This window comes from Nitrospina gracilis Nb-211, from assembly GCF_021845525.1.
In the GTDB taxonomy this organism is placed as follows: domain Bacteria; phylum Nitrospinota; class Nitrospinia; order Nitrospinales; family Nitrospinaceae; genus Nitrospina; species Nitrospina gracilis_A.
In genome coordinates, this window is record NZ_JAKJKD010000001.1 from 1148386 (window position 1) to 1164675 (window position 16290).

Here is a 16290-nt window from a genome sequence, read left to right on the forward strand (position 1 = left end):
TGTGAGGCCGGTTCCGTGAGCAAATACCTCTACAGCCACGACGTTTCCGACGAAGTCCGCCGCAAGGTGCGGATCTTCGTCATTCTGGTCGGCGTGTGCTTCCTCGTCCTGTGGATGCGGGTGTGGTACCTGCAGATCCTCAAGGGCGAAAACTTCGAGACGCTTTCCGAAAACAACCGCGTGCGGCTGGTCTCCCTGCCGTCGTTCCGCGGCAAGATCCTTGACCGCAACGGCACCGTACTGGCCTCCATCCGCCCATCGTTCAACCTGTACATCACACCGGAAGACGCGGGCAATCTCAACCAGACGCTCCGCACGCTGAAACGCCATATTGAGTTCGACATCGACCGCGTCCTCGAAAACGCGCGCATGTCGCGTCCGTTCAAGCCGGTGCTGGTGCGCGCCGACATCGACCGCGATGCGGTGGCGTTCATCGAGGAAAACAACCGCATCCTGCCCGGCGTGCAGATCAAGGTGGAGCCGCTCCGCAATTATCTGCACGACCATCTCGCCTCGCACCTCATGGGGTACCTGGGAGAAATTTCCGAGGCGCGCCTCGAAGCCATGAAAGAAGCCGACTACATGATGGGCGACATGATCGGCCAGTACGGGCTGGAATTGTTCTACGAGTCGGAACTCACCGGGAAGAAGGGATACAAGGAAATCGAAGTGGACGTTGCCGGCCGCCAACTGCGCACCCTGCGCAAACTGCCGCCGCAAAGCGGACGCAACCTGGTGCTGACACTGGATTTCGAGGTGCAGAAGAAAGTCGATGAGCTGATGACCGGCACCAAGGAAAACCCCATCGTCGGCTCTGCCGTGGTGATGGATGTCACCAACGGCGAGATCATCGCCATTGTCAGCAAGCCGGACTTCAATCCCAACCTGTTCGCCCGCGGCATCACGTTGGAGGAATGGCGGACCATGCAGACCGCGCCGAACAACCCCCTGCAGAACCGTGCGGTCAACGGGGTGTACCCTCCGGCTTCGACCTACAAGATCGTCACCGCCTACGCGGCGATGGAAGAGGGCATTATTCAGGAAGGCACGGAATACAAATGCCCCGGTTTTTTCACCTTCGGTCCGGGCAAGGGGCGTTTCAACTGCTGGAAACGCAGTGGACACGGGCCGGTGAACCTGTACGACGCGCTGGTCCAGTCCTGCGACGTGTTCTTTTATCACATCGGTTATGAACTGGGCGTTGATCGCATTGCCCGGTATGCGCGGCAATTGGGGCTGGGCGACTTCACGCAGGTGCGCATGAACGGCGAGAGGCCGGGCCTGGTGCCGACCGTCAAATGGAAAACCACCTCTCAGCGGGGATTGTGGTTGCCCGGCGACACCATCGCCGCGTCCATCGGACAGGGCTACAACCTGGTGACCCCGATCCAGCAGGCGCGCCTGATCGCCGCCGTGGCCAACGGCGGCAAGCTGTTCCGGCCTATCCTCATCAAGCAGATCAAGGATAAGGACAACCAGGTCCTCACCGCCAACCAGCCGGAACTGGTGGAACAGATTCAGCCGAAAACCCATGCGCTGGACGTGATCCGCAAAGCGTTGCTGGGCGTGGTGTACGACAAGAAGGGTACCGGTCGGCGCGCGGGCTCGCGCAAGATCAAGGTGGCGGGAAAGACGGGCACGGCGCAGGTGGTGGCATTGAGCGCACTCAGCAAGTACGAGGAGGATGAGGACATCCCCTTCGAGTTCCGCGACCACTCGTGGTTCGTCGGTTTCGCCCCGTACGACAACCCCAAGGTCGGCGTGGCGGTGATTCTGGAGCATGGCGGCTCCGGCGGCAAGGTGGCGGCGCCGCTGGTGCGCAAAATCATCGAAGCCTACAACAAGGTCAACACGCTGGACAAGCCCGCCACGCCCGACGGCCTGCCTCCGGAAATGGGCGGCACCAGCCGGGAATCCGGACGCGCCTTGTAGAACACCCGGCGCCGGTTTTTCTTACGAACCGAATTCCAGCTCTTTCTGTCTCAGCGACTTGACGCGGTCGCGCAATTCCGCCGCCTTTTCGAATTCCAGGTTTTTGGCGTGGGCGTGCATGCGTTTTTCCAGCTGCGCGATGAAGTCCAGCACATTGCCGCCCGCCATGTATTCTTCCTCCTCTTCCTGCACCATCGGCACCACCGTGTGCCGTTCCCAGTCGCCCATCGTGTCCTTGATGGATTTCTGGATGGACGTGGGCGTGATGCCGTGCAGTTCGTTGTACTCGGTCTGGATGGCGCGGCGGCGTTCGGTTTCGTCGATCGCCTGTTGCATGGCGGGAGTGACCTTGTCGGCATACATGATGACGTGGCCCGACACGTTGCGCGCGGCGCGGCCTGACGTCTGGATGAGCGACGTCGCCGAACGCAGGAATCCCTCTTTGTCGGCGTCGAGGATGGCGATCAGCGACACTTCGGGAATGTCCAGCCCTTCGCGCAGGAGGTTGATGCCGATCAACGCGTCGAACTCGCCCAGCCGTAATTCGCGGATGATCTGAATGCGCTCGATGGTCACGATGTCCGAGTGCAGGTATTTCACCTTCATTCCCATCTCGGTGAAGTGTTCGGTCAAATCCTCGGCGAAACGCTTGGTCAGCGTGGTGACCAGCGTGCGCTCGCCGCGCTCGGCGCGTTTCAGGATCTCGTGGTACAGATCGTCCACCTGTCCGCTCACCGGGCGCACCTCGATGGGCGGGTCCACCAGTCCCGTCGGGCGTACGATCAGTTCCGCCACCCTGTCCTGCGATTGTTCCAGCTCGTAAGAGCCCGGCGTGGCACTGACGTACAGCATGCTGTTATGGCGGGCTGAAAACTCCTCCCACTTCAGCGGCCGGTTGTCGAACGCCGACGGCAGGCGGAAGCCGTAGCGGATGAGCGTCTCCTTGCGCGCGCGGTCGCCGTTGTACATGCCGTGCAGTTGCGGGATGGTGACGTGGCTTTCGTCGATGACGAACAGCGCGTCGTCGGGAAAGTAATCGAGTAGCGTCGGCGGCGGGCTTCCCGGTTCGCGTCCCATCAGGTGCCGCGAGTAGTTTTCGATGCCCTGGCAGTAGCCGATCTCGCGGATCATCTCCAGGTCAAACATCGTGCGTTGTTCGATGCGCTGGGCTTCTATGAGCAGGTTCTGACTGCGGAAATACTGGATGCGCTCGCGCAGTTCGTCCTGGATGTCGGAGATCGCCCGCTCCAGTTGGTCTTTCGGCGTGGTGTAGTGGCTTGCCGGGTAGATGGCGATGCGGTCGATCTCGTTCAACGTCTCCAGCGTCAGCGGGTCGAACGTGGAGAGCCGCTCGACCTCGTCGCCGAAAAACTCGATGCGCACCGCCTCGTTGCGTTCGTACACCGGAAGGACTTCCACAATGTCGCCGCGCACGCGGAAGGTGCCGCGCTGGAAATCCATGTCGTTGCGTTTGTACTGAATGTCCACCAGCTTGCGCAGAACCTTCTCGCGGTCGGTTTCCATGCCGCGTTCCAGAAACAGCAGCATACCGTGGTAGGCCTCCGGCGAGCCGAGGCCGTAGATGCAGGAAACACTGGCGACGATCAGCACGTCGCGCCGCTCGAACAAGGCGTGCGTGGCGGCGTGGCGCATCTTGTCGATCTCGTCGTTGATCGAGGCATCTTTCTCGATGTAGGTGTCGGTGGTCGGCAGGTAGGCTTCCGGCTGGTAGTAGTCGTAATAACTGACGAAATACCCCACCGCGTTGTCGGGAAAGAAGTCCTTGAACTCGTTGTACAACTGGGCGGCGAGGGTCTTGTTGTGGGCGATCACCAGAGTCGGCCGCTGGAGTGTTTCCACCACGTTGGCGACGGTGTAGGTTTTCCCCGAGCCGGTGACGCCCAACAGCGTCTGGTGGCCGCCTTCCGTGTACTGGCGGACCAGTTGTTCGATGGCCCGCGGCTGGTGCCCGGAGGGGGAAAAATCGGCTTTCAGTTGAAAGGGTTGCATGGGCGGAATTGCGTTATTGTTTGGTTTTCGGCAAGTGTGCTACATTAAAGGCCTGAAAATTCTGACTTTTCAAAATTCTTGAACCCCAGCGTCCTCCCCGGACGGTTCCCGGCCCGGCGGACGCCGGATTGATCTCCGGCGCCGGTGCTCGCGGACAGACAGCGAGGGCGGCCCTCGGTACAGTTTACGACACCTCCAACCCACGAAGGAAACGATTTTAGTGGAAGCCGCCTCCAACGCAGATGTGATCAAAACACTTCAGCACAACGGCACGACGATCACCCTCATCGGCACCGCGCACGTCTCGCAGAAAAGCGTGGAACTGGTGGAAGAAAAAATCCGCACCGGCGATTACGATTGCGTCGCTGTGGAGCTGTGCCCGCCGCGCTACGAAAACATGGTCAACCAGTCGTGGTGGAAGAACCTCGACATCTACCAGATCCTGAAAAGCGGCAAGGGCTCGCTGTTGCTCATCAACCTGGCGCTTTCCGCCTACCAGCGGCGGCTGGCGGACAAGCTGGGCATCGAGCCGGGCAAAGAAATGGCGCGGGCCATCGAACTCGCCAAAGAGCACGACCTGCGGCTGGAGGTGATCGACCGCGACATCACCACCACCCTCCAGCGCATGTATCGCCGTGTGGGATTCTGGCAGAAGATGAAACTGGTGGGCGGCATGATCGCCAGCATCTTTGTCGGCGAGGAGGTCACGGAAGAGCAGATCGAAAACCTCAAGGAAGGCGACATGTTGCAGTCGCTGGTGGAAGAGTTCGGCGAGGAGTTGCCCGAGATCAAGGAAGTGCTGATCGACGAGCGCGACCAGTACATGGTGGGCAAGCTGGTGAAGCTGGCGGAGTCGCCCTCCGCGCCGAAAAACATCCTCGCCCTCGTCGGCGCGGGGCACCTGATCGGCATGGTGCCCGCGTTCGAGTCGCCGCCGGACACGCAGGCGGTGGAAACCCTGGAGCAAAAACCGTCGCCCAGCCGGGTGGGGTACTATGTCGGCTGGGGCATCGGCTTGTTCATCATCAGCATGTTCGGCGTGGGCTATATGCGCTCGCCGGAGCTGGGCACCGATCTCATCGTCACCTGGGTGGTGTTGAACGGCAGTCTGAGCGCGCTGGGTGCGGCGCTGGCGTTCGCGCACCCGTTGTCCATCCTCACCGCGTTCGTGGCGGCGCCGATCACCTCGCTCAACCCCACCATTGGCGCGGGCATGGTTGTGGGCATCGTCGAATCCTTCATCCGTAAGCCCCGGGTCGCGGATTTCGAGTCCATGCGGTCGGACATCGCACAGTGGTCCATGTGGTGGAAGAACCGCGTGGTGCGGGTGTTTCTCATCTTCTTTTTCGCCAACCTGGGGTCCGCCGCCGGAACCTTCCTGGCCGGCACCTCCATTGTCCATCAACTGGTGCGCTGATGGTGGCGGAGAAACCGGCACGGGTGGCGGTGACTCCCCCCGCGGTCTGCAAATCCCCCGTCCTGCGTGAAGTCATCGCCGGCCTGTTTCCCGACGCGCGGTTCAACGACACCGGCCAGTATCTGACTGAAGATCAATTGATCGCTTTCAGTGAAGGGGCGGAGGCGCTGTTGATCGGCCGCGATCCTCTCACCGAGCGGGTACTGGCCGCATTGCCCGGATTGCGCCTGGTCGCCAAGTATGGAGTCGGGCTGGACAACCTGGACATTCCGGCAATGGAGCGGTGTGGCGTCCGGCTGGGTTGGACGGCGGGCGTCAACCGGCGCTCGGCGGCGGAGTTGACGATGACCTTCATCCTCGGCCTGTGCCACAACGTATTTGCCAGTGGAAACGCGCTCAAACAGGGACGGTGGGAAAAAGACGGCGGCGTCGTGCTGGAGGGCAAGACCGTCGGCGTCATCGGGTGCGGCCATATCGGCTCCGACGTGGTGCGCCTCCTGCAACCCTTTGCCTGCCGCATCCTCGTTCGTGATATCCTGAACAAGCATCCGTTCTGTGCGGAAATGGGCGCGCAACAGGTGGAGTTTGATACGGTGATCCGGGAGTCGGACATCGTCACCCTGCACATCCCCTTGACCGACCAGACGCGGAACATGATCGATGCCCGGGCGTTTGGGGAAATGAAGCCGTCGGCGTTTCTGGTGAACACCAGCCGCGGCGAGGTGGTGGATGAACAGGTGCTCAAGCGCGCACTCATCACGGGCACGATTGCCGGAGCGGCGCTCGACGTGTTCGCGCAGGAGCCGCCGGAGGATGACGAACTGCTGGCCTGTCCCAACCTGTTCGCCACGCCGCATATCGGCGGCAATGCCAAAGAGGCGGTGGAGGCGATGGCGCGGTCGGCCATTTCGCACATTGTGGATTACTTCAAGAAATGAGGCGACGCTCATGAATTTCCCAAACCGGAAGTGGCTGGGCGGCATGCTGGTGATCGGGTTGAGCTTGCTGGTCGTGGCGACGGCACAGGCGGTGGACCCGCTGGAGGCCCTGGAACTGCTCCGCCAGAAGAAAGAGTTTGAAGAGAAAGAGCTGAAACGCCTGTCCACCATGCAGAAAATCCCCGCCGGGGAGTTTGTGATGGGGCGCAACGGCGTCAACAAAAACGAGGCTCCCGCGCGCACGGTGTACCTCGATGCGTTTTACATCGACACCTACGAAGTGACGCAATTGCAGTATTTGGAAGTGATGAAGTCCAATCCCAGCTACTTCAATGAATGTTCGCTGTGTCCGGTGGAGAAGGTGACGTACTACCAGGCGGCGGAGTATTGCAGTAAGCTGGGAAAGCGCCTGCCGACCGAGGCAGAGTGGGAAAAAGCGGCACGGGCCGGCACGCAGACCACGTATCACTGGGGAAAGGACCTGATCGATTTTTATGCGTGGTACGGCAACAATTCCGGCGGACGCACCCAGCCGGTGGGCCAGCGCAGACCCAACGCCTTCGGCCTCTACGACATGACGGGGAATGTGTGGGAATGGGTGGCCGACTGGTACAGCCGCGACTATTATAAAACCGCTCCGGCGAAAAACCCGCGGGGGCCTGAAACGGGTACGTTGAAATCGGTACGCGGCGGCGGATGGGGCGTCCCGCCGGAGTTGCAGGCCCACGCCTACCGTGATTTCAAGGAACCGGACACGCGCTACATCAACGTCGGTTTCCGCTGTGCCAGGGATGCGAAACCATGAACGATGAATCGGATGGCCTGACCGGCGAGGGCTACACCCACGCCGACTGGCAGAAGCATTATGACGACGACGACATGCCGTGGGACCTGGGCGAGGTCGCTCCGCCGTTCGTGCGTTTGTGGGAAGACGGGCGCGTGCCGAAAGGCCGCATGATCGTCCCCGGTTGCGGCCAGGGCCACGAGGTGAAGTTTTTCGCAGGCAATGGCATGCAGGTGACGGCGGTGGATATCGCGCCTGGCGCGGTGGAGCGGCTCCGCCACCATCTGAAGAATGCCGGGGTGAGTGCGCGGGTGTTGCATGACGATTTTTTTTCGTTGAACAGCGAACACGATGCATTTTACGACGTGTTCCTGGAACAGACGTTCTTCTGCGCTATCCACCCCATTCTGCGCGCCACTTATGTGAACGTGGCACACCGCATCCTAAAGCCCGGTGGGTTGTTGATCGGGTTATTTTATGAAACCGGTGAGAGAGGCGGACCGCCGTTCAACACCACGGCCGACGACATTCTCCACCATTTCAGCGGGCGGTTTTCCATCCGCAACCTGGAAAAGTGCGACCATTCCATCGACAAGCGTCAAGGTAAGGAGTGGCTGGCCATCCTGCAACGCCAGTGAGGGGAGGCCGTGGGCTCAGTTTGTGAGCGGTTGCCGGCATTCCGGAAAGTCGTTTTTCGGTGAGTTGACCAGTGTGGAGATGGGATGGAACCCAAGCATGTCGCCGGTCAAAGGACGCAGGAGCGTTTTTAACGACTGGAGCGGCGCGGCGCTATCCAGCCATGCGGCGTAATCGTCCGGCATCAGGATCACCGGCATGCGGTGATGCAACGCCTGCAGTTGCCGGTTGGCTTCGGTGGTGATGATGGTGAAAGTGTCCACCGGTCCCTTCGGGCCTTTCCAGGTGGACCACAATCCCGCAAACGCAAACAGACCGCCGTCCTGCATGCGGATGTACTGCGGCGTTTTGCCGTCCTTGTCCCGCTTCCATTCGTAAAATCCGTCAGCGGGAACCAGACAGCGGGTGTGCCGGAACGCGGTTTTGAAGCTGGGCTTCTCGTGTACGGTTTCGGCGCGCGCGTTGATGAGCTTGTGCCCGAGCTTTTCGTCCTTCGCCCACGCGGGAAGCAATCCCCAGCGCATGGGACGCAATTGGCGATCGCCGTTTTCAGCTACGACGATGGGCAGGATCTGGCTGGGTGCGATGTTGTAACGCGCTTCATGCGGCACGCCCGCCGGGCGCGCTCCAAAATGTTGCTGAAGGGTTTTGACGGGTTGGGTCAGGCTGTAGCGTCCGCACATGGTAGTTTCATTCCCTGTTTTTCCTGAAGTTTCCGGATGAGGGGTTTCGATCGCGCCTCCTATGAATATAATAATACGAACACACGCTGCAACCGATAACCGGATTGTTCACGGTCACAATGAGGTTGGAATTTTATGATGCAGAGAGACGGTAAAAAAATCTATTCCGGCATTTTCCGCGACGGTGGCGCCGGGGCTTATGCCAAGCGCCGCTTCCGGGAGCGCCGTAAAAAATTGATGGATGCGGAAAACATGTTGATGGTATTGACCGGTGTGCCGTACGGGCCCGGTCAGGAGACGTTGTGGACCTACGCCTTCGTGCCGACCTATCAGGAACCCAGCCTCATGTACCTGACGGGGGTCAACCAGACGGAAGTGATCCTTTTGCTCGATCCCCATTCGAAGGAATCGGATGAAATCCTGTTCGTCAAGAAGAAGGACCCGAGCAAGGAGTTCTGGGACGGCATCCGCTTCGGCGTGGGCGATCCGAAAAGCGTGAACGAGGCCAAGCGCGTAACCGGAATCAAGGATGTGCGCGACATCGACGATTTCGAGGCGGTGTTCAGGGACCGGTTCAAGAGGCAGTCGAAAAAAAGAGTCGGCACGTTCTGGCTGGAAGGCATCCGCAACGGCAGGCGGACGACCATCAAGTCCGACCACAACTGGAATTTCAAGCAACAGGTCGAACGCATGTTGCGCAAGTGGAAGGCGCCGAAGGGAGCTTTGCACAACATCATGGAAACGCATTTCGATCTGCGCCTGCCGCTGGACAAGTACGACGTGGAGAACACGCTGAAGGCGAACCGCCTGACCGCCGCGGCATTCAAGGAAACGCTGGGGCGGTTCCGCGAGTTGAAAACCGAGTACGAGATCCAGGGATTCATCGAAGGGCAGATGCTGATGCGTTCTCCGTACGGATTGAGTTTTCCGTCCATCATCGCCTCCGGCCACAATGCCACGGTTCTGCACTATGTGAAAAACGACGATCCGGTGAAGAAACATGAGATGGTTCTGCTGGATTTCGGCGTGCGCTGGATGACCATGCATGCGGACATCAGCAGAACGGTTCCCGCGTCCGGCAAGTACAATCCGTTACAGAAGCTGCTGTACGAGATCGTGTTGAAAGCGCAGTTGGAGGTCGAGCGGCAGGCCTGCGCCGGCCGCACCATCCAGGAACTCAACGAGCTTTGCTGGAACACGGTGAACCATCACCTGAAACGGGATTTCCTCGATCAGGGCGGAAAATGCAAGCTCAAGTACAAAGAGCGGCCGCATGGGGTGAGTCATCTCATCGGCGAGCAGGAGCACGACGGCGATCCGTTCCGCAACTACGCGGTGCAGCCAATGAAACCCGGCTGGTTGATCAGCAACGAGCCCGGCCTGTACGGCGAGTTCAAAATGAAGTTGAACGGAAAAAGCTACGAGCAGGAGATCGGCATCCGCATCGAGGACAACCTGCTGATTACGGAAAAGGGGTGCAGGAACCTGTCGCAATCGGTGCCGAAACGGGTTGCGGAGGTTGAAAAACTGATGAGCGGAGGGGAGTGAGGGCTATTTCAATTCTTTGAGGGATTCCAACACTTCCTCGGCGTGTCCCTTGACCTTCACCTTCGGCCAGACCTTGCGCACGACGCCTTCTTTGTCGATCAGAAACGTACTGCGCACGATGCCCATGAATGTCTTGCCGTAGAGTTTCTTTTCCTGCCACACGCCGTACTTCTGCACCACCTTTTTATCTTCATCGCTGACAAGAGTGAAGGGCAGTTCGTATTTTTCGATGAATTTCTGGTGGCGCTCGGGCGAATCGACGCTGACACCGAGTACCTGCGTGTTTTTGAATTTATTATGCAGGTCGCGGAAGTCGCACGCTTCCGTGGTGCAACCGGGGGTCATGTCTTTGGGGTAGAAATAGAGGACAACGTTTTTCTTCCCCTTGAAGGAACTCAGCTTGACTTTGTTGCCGTCCTGATCGACAGCCGTGAAGTCCGGCGCTTTACTGCCTTCTTTAATCATGCACCCGTCCTCGATTACAGCCCCAGTTGACCGTAAGCCTTGTCGAGGCTTTGATTGAGTTCCTTGATCAGTTTCAGCAGTTCCTGCGGCGGGGTGCGGCCAGGAGTTTTATTGACGATCTGCCGGGCCAGGTCCAGATTGCCGGAGATGATATTGTAGGTTTCCTGCGGCGGGGCGTTGTCCTTGGTACACAGGGTATCCCAGTGGGTCACCAACCGGGCCAGCTTACTGTCCACCTGGAAGCCGAGCATGGACTCCCCCCTCAGTGACGTGGCTTTTTCCATATAGCCCCAGATGCCCCCTTGGGACTGAGTGGTTTGCAGGCTTCCCCGCAATTGTTTTGCGGCTTTCTCACAAATTGACTTCTCCGCGAGCCCCACATCGGCAAAACATAAGACGAAAATCAAAAAAAAGCCCAGAAGACGCGCAACAGTATGGACTGGGCGGTGATTCCTCACATTAACAACCATCCTAACCTCCTTTGGGGGCGGTCACAGATCGGCCCAGTTGTTCAGAGCCTTACACTTTTATGATTAACTCGCCGCCATATAATCATTTATTGACCAGTGGTGTCAAATTTTATTTGTCGTGCGATCGTTGCCAAAATATTGAAAATACAGCGCCTCAGTACCTTCCAATCCGTCACCGGAACAAAGCGAGGTCCCGGTACCGGGCAAAGGCCGGGTCTTCCCGAAGAGTGGGCAGGATCTCCGGTTTGTTTTCCCGAACGAACTGGAGGTTCCGCACCATCTGCGGTTCGTCGCCTTTTTGCGCGTAACATTTTGCAAGCAGAACGTGGTGCGACAAAATGTACTTGTGATTGGGATGGTTCATGGAAATTTTTTCCAGCATGGAGATGGCCTGTCCATATTCCCCGGTATTGTAATGAGTGGTGGCGGTGTTCAACTTCGCCATCAGGTGGGTGGGCGCCATGCGCAAAACCATAGAGTAAACCGCCAGTGCGCGTTTATACATGCCATAATGAGAAAACAGCTCACCGCGCCGGTTCAAGGCCTCTGCCGGAAGAAAAAACAACTCATCCTGATCGAGGGCGCTGGGAATGCCGTGGTCGTTGGGCGGCAGTTCCGACAGGCTGGTTTTGGCCAGGTTGTCTGGATCGCCCAGTTCCATGGCTTTCTGATAAAACTTCCGCGCTTCTTTCATGTTGCCGCGAAGGGCCTGCAGGTCGCCCATTTCCTGGTAGGATTTGGCGCGCAGGATGGGGTCGTTATCGATGTGGGCCAGCAGGTTTTCGATGGAGATTTCCGTCAATTCCAGCCGGAGTAGCAGGCTGGACAGCCCCACCAGGATTTCCTGCGTTGGTTTGTCGGTTGGATTCAGGCGCGCCGCCGTCTGGATTTCGAACAGGGCCAGCCCGTATTCTCCGGACTGGTACAGCGAGCGCGACCGGCTCATATGATACTGGTGCGGAATCACCGTCTTCGGCAGTTCATCGACACGGCCGGTCTTGATCATTTCAATCAACTGGCGTGCGGAGTCGACCTTCGGGTGGTTGGTGCGCATCTCGTACAGGCGTTCGAGGTAAGACTGGGATTTTTCAAGCTCGCCGCGGATGGCGTGCAGGTAACCCAGTTGATACAGCGCGTCCAGATGCTTGGGATCGAGTTCGACGGCTTTCAGAAACGCCTTCTCGGCGGCGGCCAGATCGTTCAGATAAAAATAGTTCATGCCCCGCTCGTAGGGGTAAACGGGGTTCTTCGGGGCCAGCTCCGAGGCCAGTTCGAGTTCCAGATTGGCTTCGTTCATCTCGCCGTTCGCCGCCAGCGTCAGTGCGTACTCGTAATGGGCTTCCGGCAGTTTCTGGTGTTGGTTGACGGCAATGCCGCACCCGCGCTTGGAGAGGTCGACCACGCCCAGCATCCGGTAGATTTCGCAGTTGGCGTAATGGATGGCGGGGTGGCGCGGCTGGATACGGCGTCCATGCAGCAGTGTTTCATGCGCGTCACGGTAGCGGCCCAGCTCGTACAGCAGGAGCGATTTCAGAATGACGGGCGTGCCCTTGCTCGGCCGTTCCTGGATGAGGCGTTCTGCGAGCTCCAGCGCCTGGGCGAATTCGCCTTTTTCGGCGTGCTCCAGCACTTTCAGGTATTCAGGGTCCTGCCGGTCCTGCTTGGCGAAGTGCGGGTCCCAAAGGGCGATGTCGATGCTCGGCCAGGTGGCGAAAGCGGGGGAGGCCTGCAATGCGAGGGCGAACAACAGGCCCGTTATTCCAATCCAAAGTTTCGAACGTTTCAAAATGGTTTTCCTTTATTGAAGATATTTTTTGCGAAAGTCGGGATTTTGTATGATCCGCACTGCGCGCGTCGCTTTGCGGCTCCGCGATTTTTTGTTGGCCGAGAAGCGGGTGCCGGTGTTGAAAATCAGGCCGAAGGAATTGAAATGACCGTTGTCTTCGGAAGACCACAGGGCGCCGCATCCTTCCTTTGCAAAGATCGGGTCGATGTGAATCATCATCTCCCGCCCGACCTGCGCGCTGTTGATTTTTTCGGCTTCGTACAAGGTCCGCAACTCTTCCAGCGTCGGCACACGCCAGTCGATGTATCCCGCAAAGGTGGTGTCGTTCAGGTCTTGCACGTAGGTGAAGATTTCGCGCCAGTCCATCCAGCGGCCGGTGTCGAGATACGAATCCTTTTTGACCCACATGAGGCCCGTCCGCGTGTCGCTGATGGTGCCGTCGCCGTGGTCGGCAAAGCGTTTGTCGGCCGACCACGCCTCCACCGCCATATCAAAAGCAGAAGCGGAAGGCGCGCCCGCAAACACCAGCGCGGTACACACCACAAGGCAAAACAGGGCGGACTGGAGAGATTGCGTTTTCGGTTTCATTCCTTTCATATTATAAAAAACCCGTCCGAAACAAAACCCCGGCGCTTCAGGCCTGCCCCAGCTTCTCCTTGAACAATTTGTTGAGCAGGCCGGGGTTGGCCTGGCCCTTGCTCGCCTTCATCGCCTGCCCGATGAAATACCCCAGCACCTTGTCCCGCCCGTCCTTGAACTGCTGAACCTGTTCCGGGCTGGCGGCGATGATGTCGTCCACGATCTGGCCCAGCGCTCCCTCGTCGGAAATCTGCGTCAGCCCCTGTTCCTCGATGATGGCGGCGGGTTCCTTGCCGGTCCGGTACATCTCCTCGAACACGGTTTTGGCAATCTTGCCGCTGATGGTCCCGGCATCGATCAACTTCAGCATGCCGGCCAGCTTCCTCGGCGTCACCGGGCAGTCGCCGATGTCGCGGTCGTCCTGGTTGAGCAGGCGCAGGAGTTCGCCCATGATCCAATTGCTGACCAGCTTCGGCTGATTGAACAACTCAACGCACTGCTCGAAATAATCGGCGAGCGCGCGCGAGGTGGTCAGCACCCCGGCGTCGTACTCGGGAATGGCGTACTGCTCGACGAAACGCTGGCGTTTTTCCTCCGGCATCTCCGGCAGTTCGCGGCGGATGGACTCGATCCAGTCCGCGTCGCACACCACGGGTACGAGATCCGGTTCCGGGAAATAGCGGTAGTCGTGCGCTTCTTCCTTGGAGCGCATGGAGTAGGTGACGCCGCGGTTGGCGTCGTACAGCCGCGTCTCCTGCACCACTTGGTCGCCCTGGTCGAGGATCTTGGTCTGCCGTTCGACCTCGTGTTCGATGGCCTTCTGCACGAACTTGAAGGAGTTGATGTTTTTCAACTCGACCCGGGTGCCGAACTCTTTCTGCCCGGCGGGGCGAAGCGACACGTTGGCGTCGCAACGGAAACTGCCTTCTTCCATGTTGCAGTCGCTCACGTCCGCGTACTGCAAAACGGATTTGAGAGCAACGAGGTATTCGCGCGCGTCTTCGGCGCTCCGCAGTTCCGGCTCGCTGACGATCTCGATCAACGGCACGCCGGTGCGGTTGTAATCGACATAGCTCTTATCCGGGTCGCCCAGGTTCTCACCGTGGATGGATTTGCCCGCGTCTTCCTCCATGTGGATGCGGGTGAGGCCGATGCGCTTCGGCCCGTCCGCCGTCTGGATGGTCAGGTGGCCGCTGAGCCCGATGGGCCGGTCGAACTGCGATACCTGGTAGCCCTTCGGCAGGTCGGGATAAAAATAGTTTTTGCGCGCGAACTGGTTCATCGGCTGGATTTCGCAGTGCGTGGCCAGGCACGCCTTCATGGCGAATTCCACCACCTTGCGGTTCAGCACCGGCAGGACACCGGGCATGCCCAGGCACACGGGGCAGGTGTTTTCGTTGGGTGCTTTGCCGAATTCCGTGGAGCAGGAACAGAAAATCTTGGACCGGGTCTTGAGTTGGGCATGGACTTCGAGTCCGATGACCGTTTCGTATTTCATGAGGCGTACGTGTTCGGGGCCGGGGCCGGTTTGCATTGCGGCTGGAGGCCGGGCTATGGGTTGATTTTTGAGATTCTATTACATGGTGGAAAAAGCCGTCAACTTTCTCTACATGGCGGTGAAGCCTCCGTCCACGGGAAGCACCGTGCCGGTGATGAAGGACGACTCGTCGCTGGCCAGAAACAGGCAGGCGTTGGCCACTTCCTCCGGCTTCGCGAAGCGGCGCATCGGATAATAATGCTCTTTCCAGTCTTCCATCAACTCCTTGTTGTCGCGCAATGCCTCCGTCATGTCGGTTTCCACCATGCCGGGGCAGAGGGCATTCGAGCGGATGTTCAAGGGGCCATACTCCACCGCGATGGAGCGGGAAAGCTGGTTGAGCGCCCCTTTGGAGACGTTGTAGGCTCCGGTCTGCGGCACGGCGACAAGGCCGAGGATGGAGCTGATGTGGACGATGGAGCCGGATTTGCGCTCGACCATGTGCGCCAGCACACGGCGGGTCAACAGGAACAGGCCGCGCAGATTGACGTTCAGCACCTCGTCCCAGGCATCGTTTTCGGTTTGGTGCAGGGGCCAGCCGCCCAGCGTCCCGGCATTGTTGACCAGCACGTCGATCTGCCCGAACTCTTTGAGGGTGAGTTCGACCAGCATGTCCACATCGTCCTGGCGGGTGATGTCCCCCGGCACGGCCAGCACGTTTTCGCCGAGCCGCTTTGCCGCCGCCTTCAACAGTTCCTTGCGACGGCCGAACAGGGCGAGGCGCGCGCCTTCCTTGTGAAACAATTCTGCGCAGGCGAACCCGATACCGGTGCCGCCGCCGGTGATGATGACGGTCTTGTTTTCAAGTCTCATGGCCGATTCCCCATACAAATATGGTTGCTTCATCTATATAATGGCTTTGTCTGAAATATACCATTTCAGGCCGCCGCAAAACACCGCAATTCCTTCAACGGTTCCGGAGGCACCGGCATGGCCAATCTGAAGTACGTGTACTACCTGTTCGGCGGATTCATTGGATTCGTCTGCGGGCTCATCATCCAGATGATTTTCATGGCGCTGGAACGCTCCGGCACCCTCATTCTGGGTAACTTTGCCCGCGATTACGGCGTGCTGGGGCGTATCCTGATTTATCTTGTCGAGGGCATCCCCTACATGGGCGTGGCCCTGGGGGTTCTGCTTGTGCATTACATGTTCGGAAAGCAATTTGCCGAGGAAAATCAAAACGATGCCGGCAAAGAAGATTGAAACCAAAAACTGCAATGTTTACAATACCCACCGATTGAATCGGTGATACAATAAAAATATCAATATCTTCTGACACGATTTCATGACCAGCAAGTTCAACGAAAATATCCTGAAAGCCCTCAGCACCACGGAAGAGGCGCTGAAAATATGCAAAGAGGCGATGGAAGACGCCAACGACGAAACCTGCCGCGCCATGTATGCGGCCATGATCAAGGATTGTGAAAAGCACGTCCAGATGCTGAAAGGGGAGATCGATCTCCACAAAGTCCAGAAAAAATGGGATGACAACAAAAAGTAGT

16 protein-coding genes are annotated in these 16290 nt (G+C 58.7%); 8 read left to right on the forward strand and 8 right to left on the reverse strand.

Annotation, left to right across the window (positions count from 1 at the left end; translation table 11 throughout):
* The first annotated feature begins 15 nt into the window (after nucleotides 1-15).
* A complete protein-coding gene (mrdA, locus tag J2S31_RS05415; protein WP_237098044.1) occupies nucleotides 16-1932 on the forward strand; it encodes a penicillin-binding protein 2 in 1917 nt (638 codons plus the stop codon).
* A gap of 21 nt (nucleotides 1933-1953) precedes the next feature.
* Here the strand turns inward: mrdA and uvrB are convergent, their stop codons facing one another.
* Nucleotides 1954-3942, reverse strand: a complete 1989-nt coding sequence (uvrB, locus tag J2S31_RS05420) for an excinuclease ABC subunit UvrB (RefSeq protein WP_237098045.1) — start codon at nucleotides 3940-3942, stop codon at nucleotides 1954-1956.
* 220 nt (nucleotides 3943-4162) lie between these two features.
* Here uvrB and J2S31_RS05425 point away from each other — a divergent pair, with 220 nt between their 5' ends.
* From J2S31_RS05425 to J2S31_RS05440, 4 genes are read left to right on the forward strand one after another with little or no spacing between them, the layout of a single operon-like run.
* Nucleotides 4163-5359, forward strand: coding sequence for a TraB/GumN family protein (locus J2S31_RS05425; RefSeq protein ID WP_237098046.1), 1197 nt, complete (start codon nucleotides 4163-4165; stop codon nucleotides 5357-5359).
* Entirely contained in the window at nucleotides 5359-6297 is a 939-nt protein-coding gene (locus J2S31_RS05430) for a phosphoglycerate dehydrogenase (protein WP_237098047.1), read from the forward strand. Before J2S31_RS05425 ends, J2S31_RS05430 begins: the two co-directional genes overlap by 1 nt.
* Before the next feature lie 10 nt (nucleotides 6298-6307).
* Nucleotides 6308-7102 carry a formylglycine-generating enzyme family protein gene (locus tag J2S31_RS05435; protein ID WP_237098048.1) on the forward strand — a complete coding sequence of 265 codons (795 nt, stop codon included), beginning with the start codon at nucleotides 6308-6310 and terminating at the stop codon, nucleotides 7100-7102.
* Nucleotides 7099-7719: a methyltransferase domain-containing protein gene (locus J2S31_RS05440; protein WP_237098049.1), complete on the forward strand. Its 621-nt coding sequence runs from the start codon at nucleotides 7099-7101 to the stop codon at nucleotides 7717-7719. Before J2S31_RS05435 ends, J2S31_RS05440 begins: the two co-directional genes overlap by 4 nt.
* A 15-nt stretch (nucleotides 7720-7734) precedes the next feature.
* Here the strand turns inward: J2S31_RS05440 and J2S31_RS05445 are convergent, their stop codons facing one another.
* Nucleotides 7735-8400, reverse strand: coding sequence for an SOS response-associated peptidase (locus tag J2S31_RS05445; protein WP_237098050.1), 666 nt, complete (start codon nucleotides 8398-8400; stop codon nucleotides 7735-7737).
* 135 nt (nucleotides 8401-8535) lie between these two features.
* On the opposite strand from J2S31_RS05445, the gene J2S31_RS05450 reads away from it, so the two are divergent.
* A complete protein-coding gene (locus J2S31_RS05450; protein WP_237098051.1) occupies nucleotides 8536-9948 on the forward strand; it encodes an aminopeptidase P family protein in 1413 nt (470 codons plus the stop codon).
* Between the two features lie 3 nt (nucleotides 9949-9951).
* Here the strand turns inward: J2S31_RS05450 and bcp are convergent, their stop codons facing one another.
* The 6 genes from bcp to J2S31_RS05480 all read right to left on the reverse strand — a co-directional run bounded on the left by bcp (nucleotide 9952) and on the right by J2S31_RS05480 (nucleotide 15598).
* Nucleotides 9952-10413, reverse strand: coding sequence for a thioredoxin-dependent thiol peroxidase (gene bcp / locus J2S31_RS05455; protein WP_237098052.1), 462 nt, complete (start codon nucleotides 10411-10413; stop codon nucleotides 9952-9954).
* A 14-nt stretch (nucleotides 10414-10427) separates the two neighbouring features.
* Nucleotides 10428-10697, reverse strand: a complete 270-nt coding sequence (locus J2S31_RS05460; RefSeq protein WP_237098053.1) for a hypothetical protein — start codon at nucleotides 10695-10697, stop codon at nucleotides 10428-10430.
* Between the two features lie 358 nt (nucleotides 10698-11055).
* The gene (locus tag J2S31_RS05465; RefSeq protein WP_237098054.1) at nucleotides 11056-12669 is read right to left on the reverse strand and encodes a tetratricopeptide repeat protein; all 1614 of its coding nucleotides are present in this window, start codon (nucleotides 12667-12669) and stop codon (nucleotides 11056-11058) included.
* Nucleotides 12670-12681: 12 nt separating this feature from the next.
* Nucleotides 12682-13257 carry an Lcl C-terminal domain-containing protein gene (locus J2S31_RS05470; RefSeq protein WP_237098055.1) on the reverse strand — a complete coding sequence of 192 codons (576 nt, stop codon included), beginning with the start codon at nucleotides 13255-13257 and terminating at the stop codon, nucleotides 12682-12684.
* Nucleotides 13258-13303: 46 nt separating this feature from the next.
* Entirely contained in the window at nucleotides 13304-14746 is a 1443-nt protein-coding gene (gatB, locus tag J2S31_RS05475; RefSeq protein ID WP_237098056.1) for an Asp-tRNA(Asn)/Glu-tRNA(Gln) amidotransferase subunit GatB, read from the reverse strand.
* A 108-nt stretch (nucleotides 14747-14854) separates the two neighbouring features.
* Nucleotides 14855-15598 carry an SDR family NAD(P)-dependent oxidoreductase gene (locus tag J2S31_RS05480; RefSeq protein ID WP_237098057.1) on the reverse strand — a complete coding sequence of 248 codons (744 nt, stop codon included), beginning with the start codon at nucleotides 15596-15598 and terminating at the stop codon, nucleotides 14855-14857.
* A gap of 117 nt (nucleotides 15599-15715) precedes the next feature.
* Between J2S31_RS05480 and J2S31_RS05485 the strand changes: the two genes are divergently transcribed.
* Complete coding sequence (locus J2S31_RS05485) at nucleotides 15716-15991, forward strand: hypothetical protein (protein ID WP_237098058.1); 276 nt, start codon at nucleotides 15716-15718, stop codon at nucleotides 15989-15991.
* Nucleotides 15992-16073: 82 nt separating this feature from the next.
* Nucleotides 16074-16289: a PA2169 family four-helix-bundle protein gene (locus J2S31_RS05490; protein WP_237098059.1), complete on the forward strand. Its 216-nt coding sequence runs from the start codon at nucleotides 16074-16076 to the stop codon at nucleotides 16287-16289.
* The last annotated feature ends 1 nt before the right edge of the window (nucleotide 16290 follow it).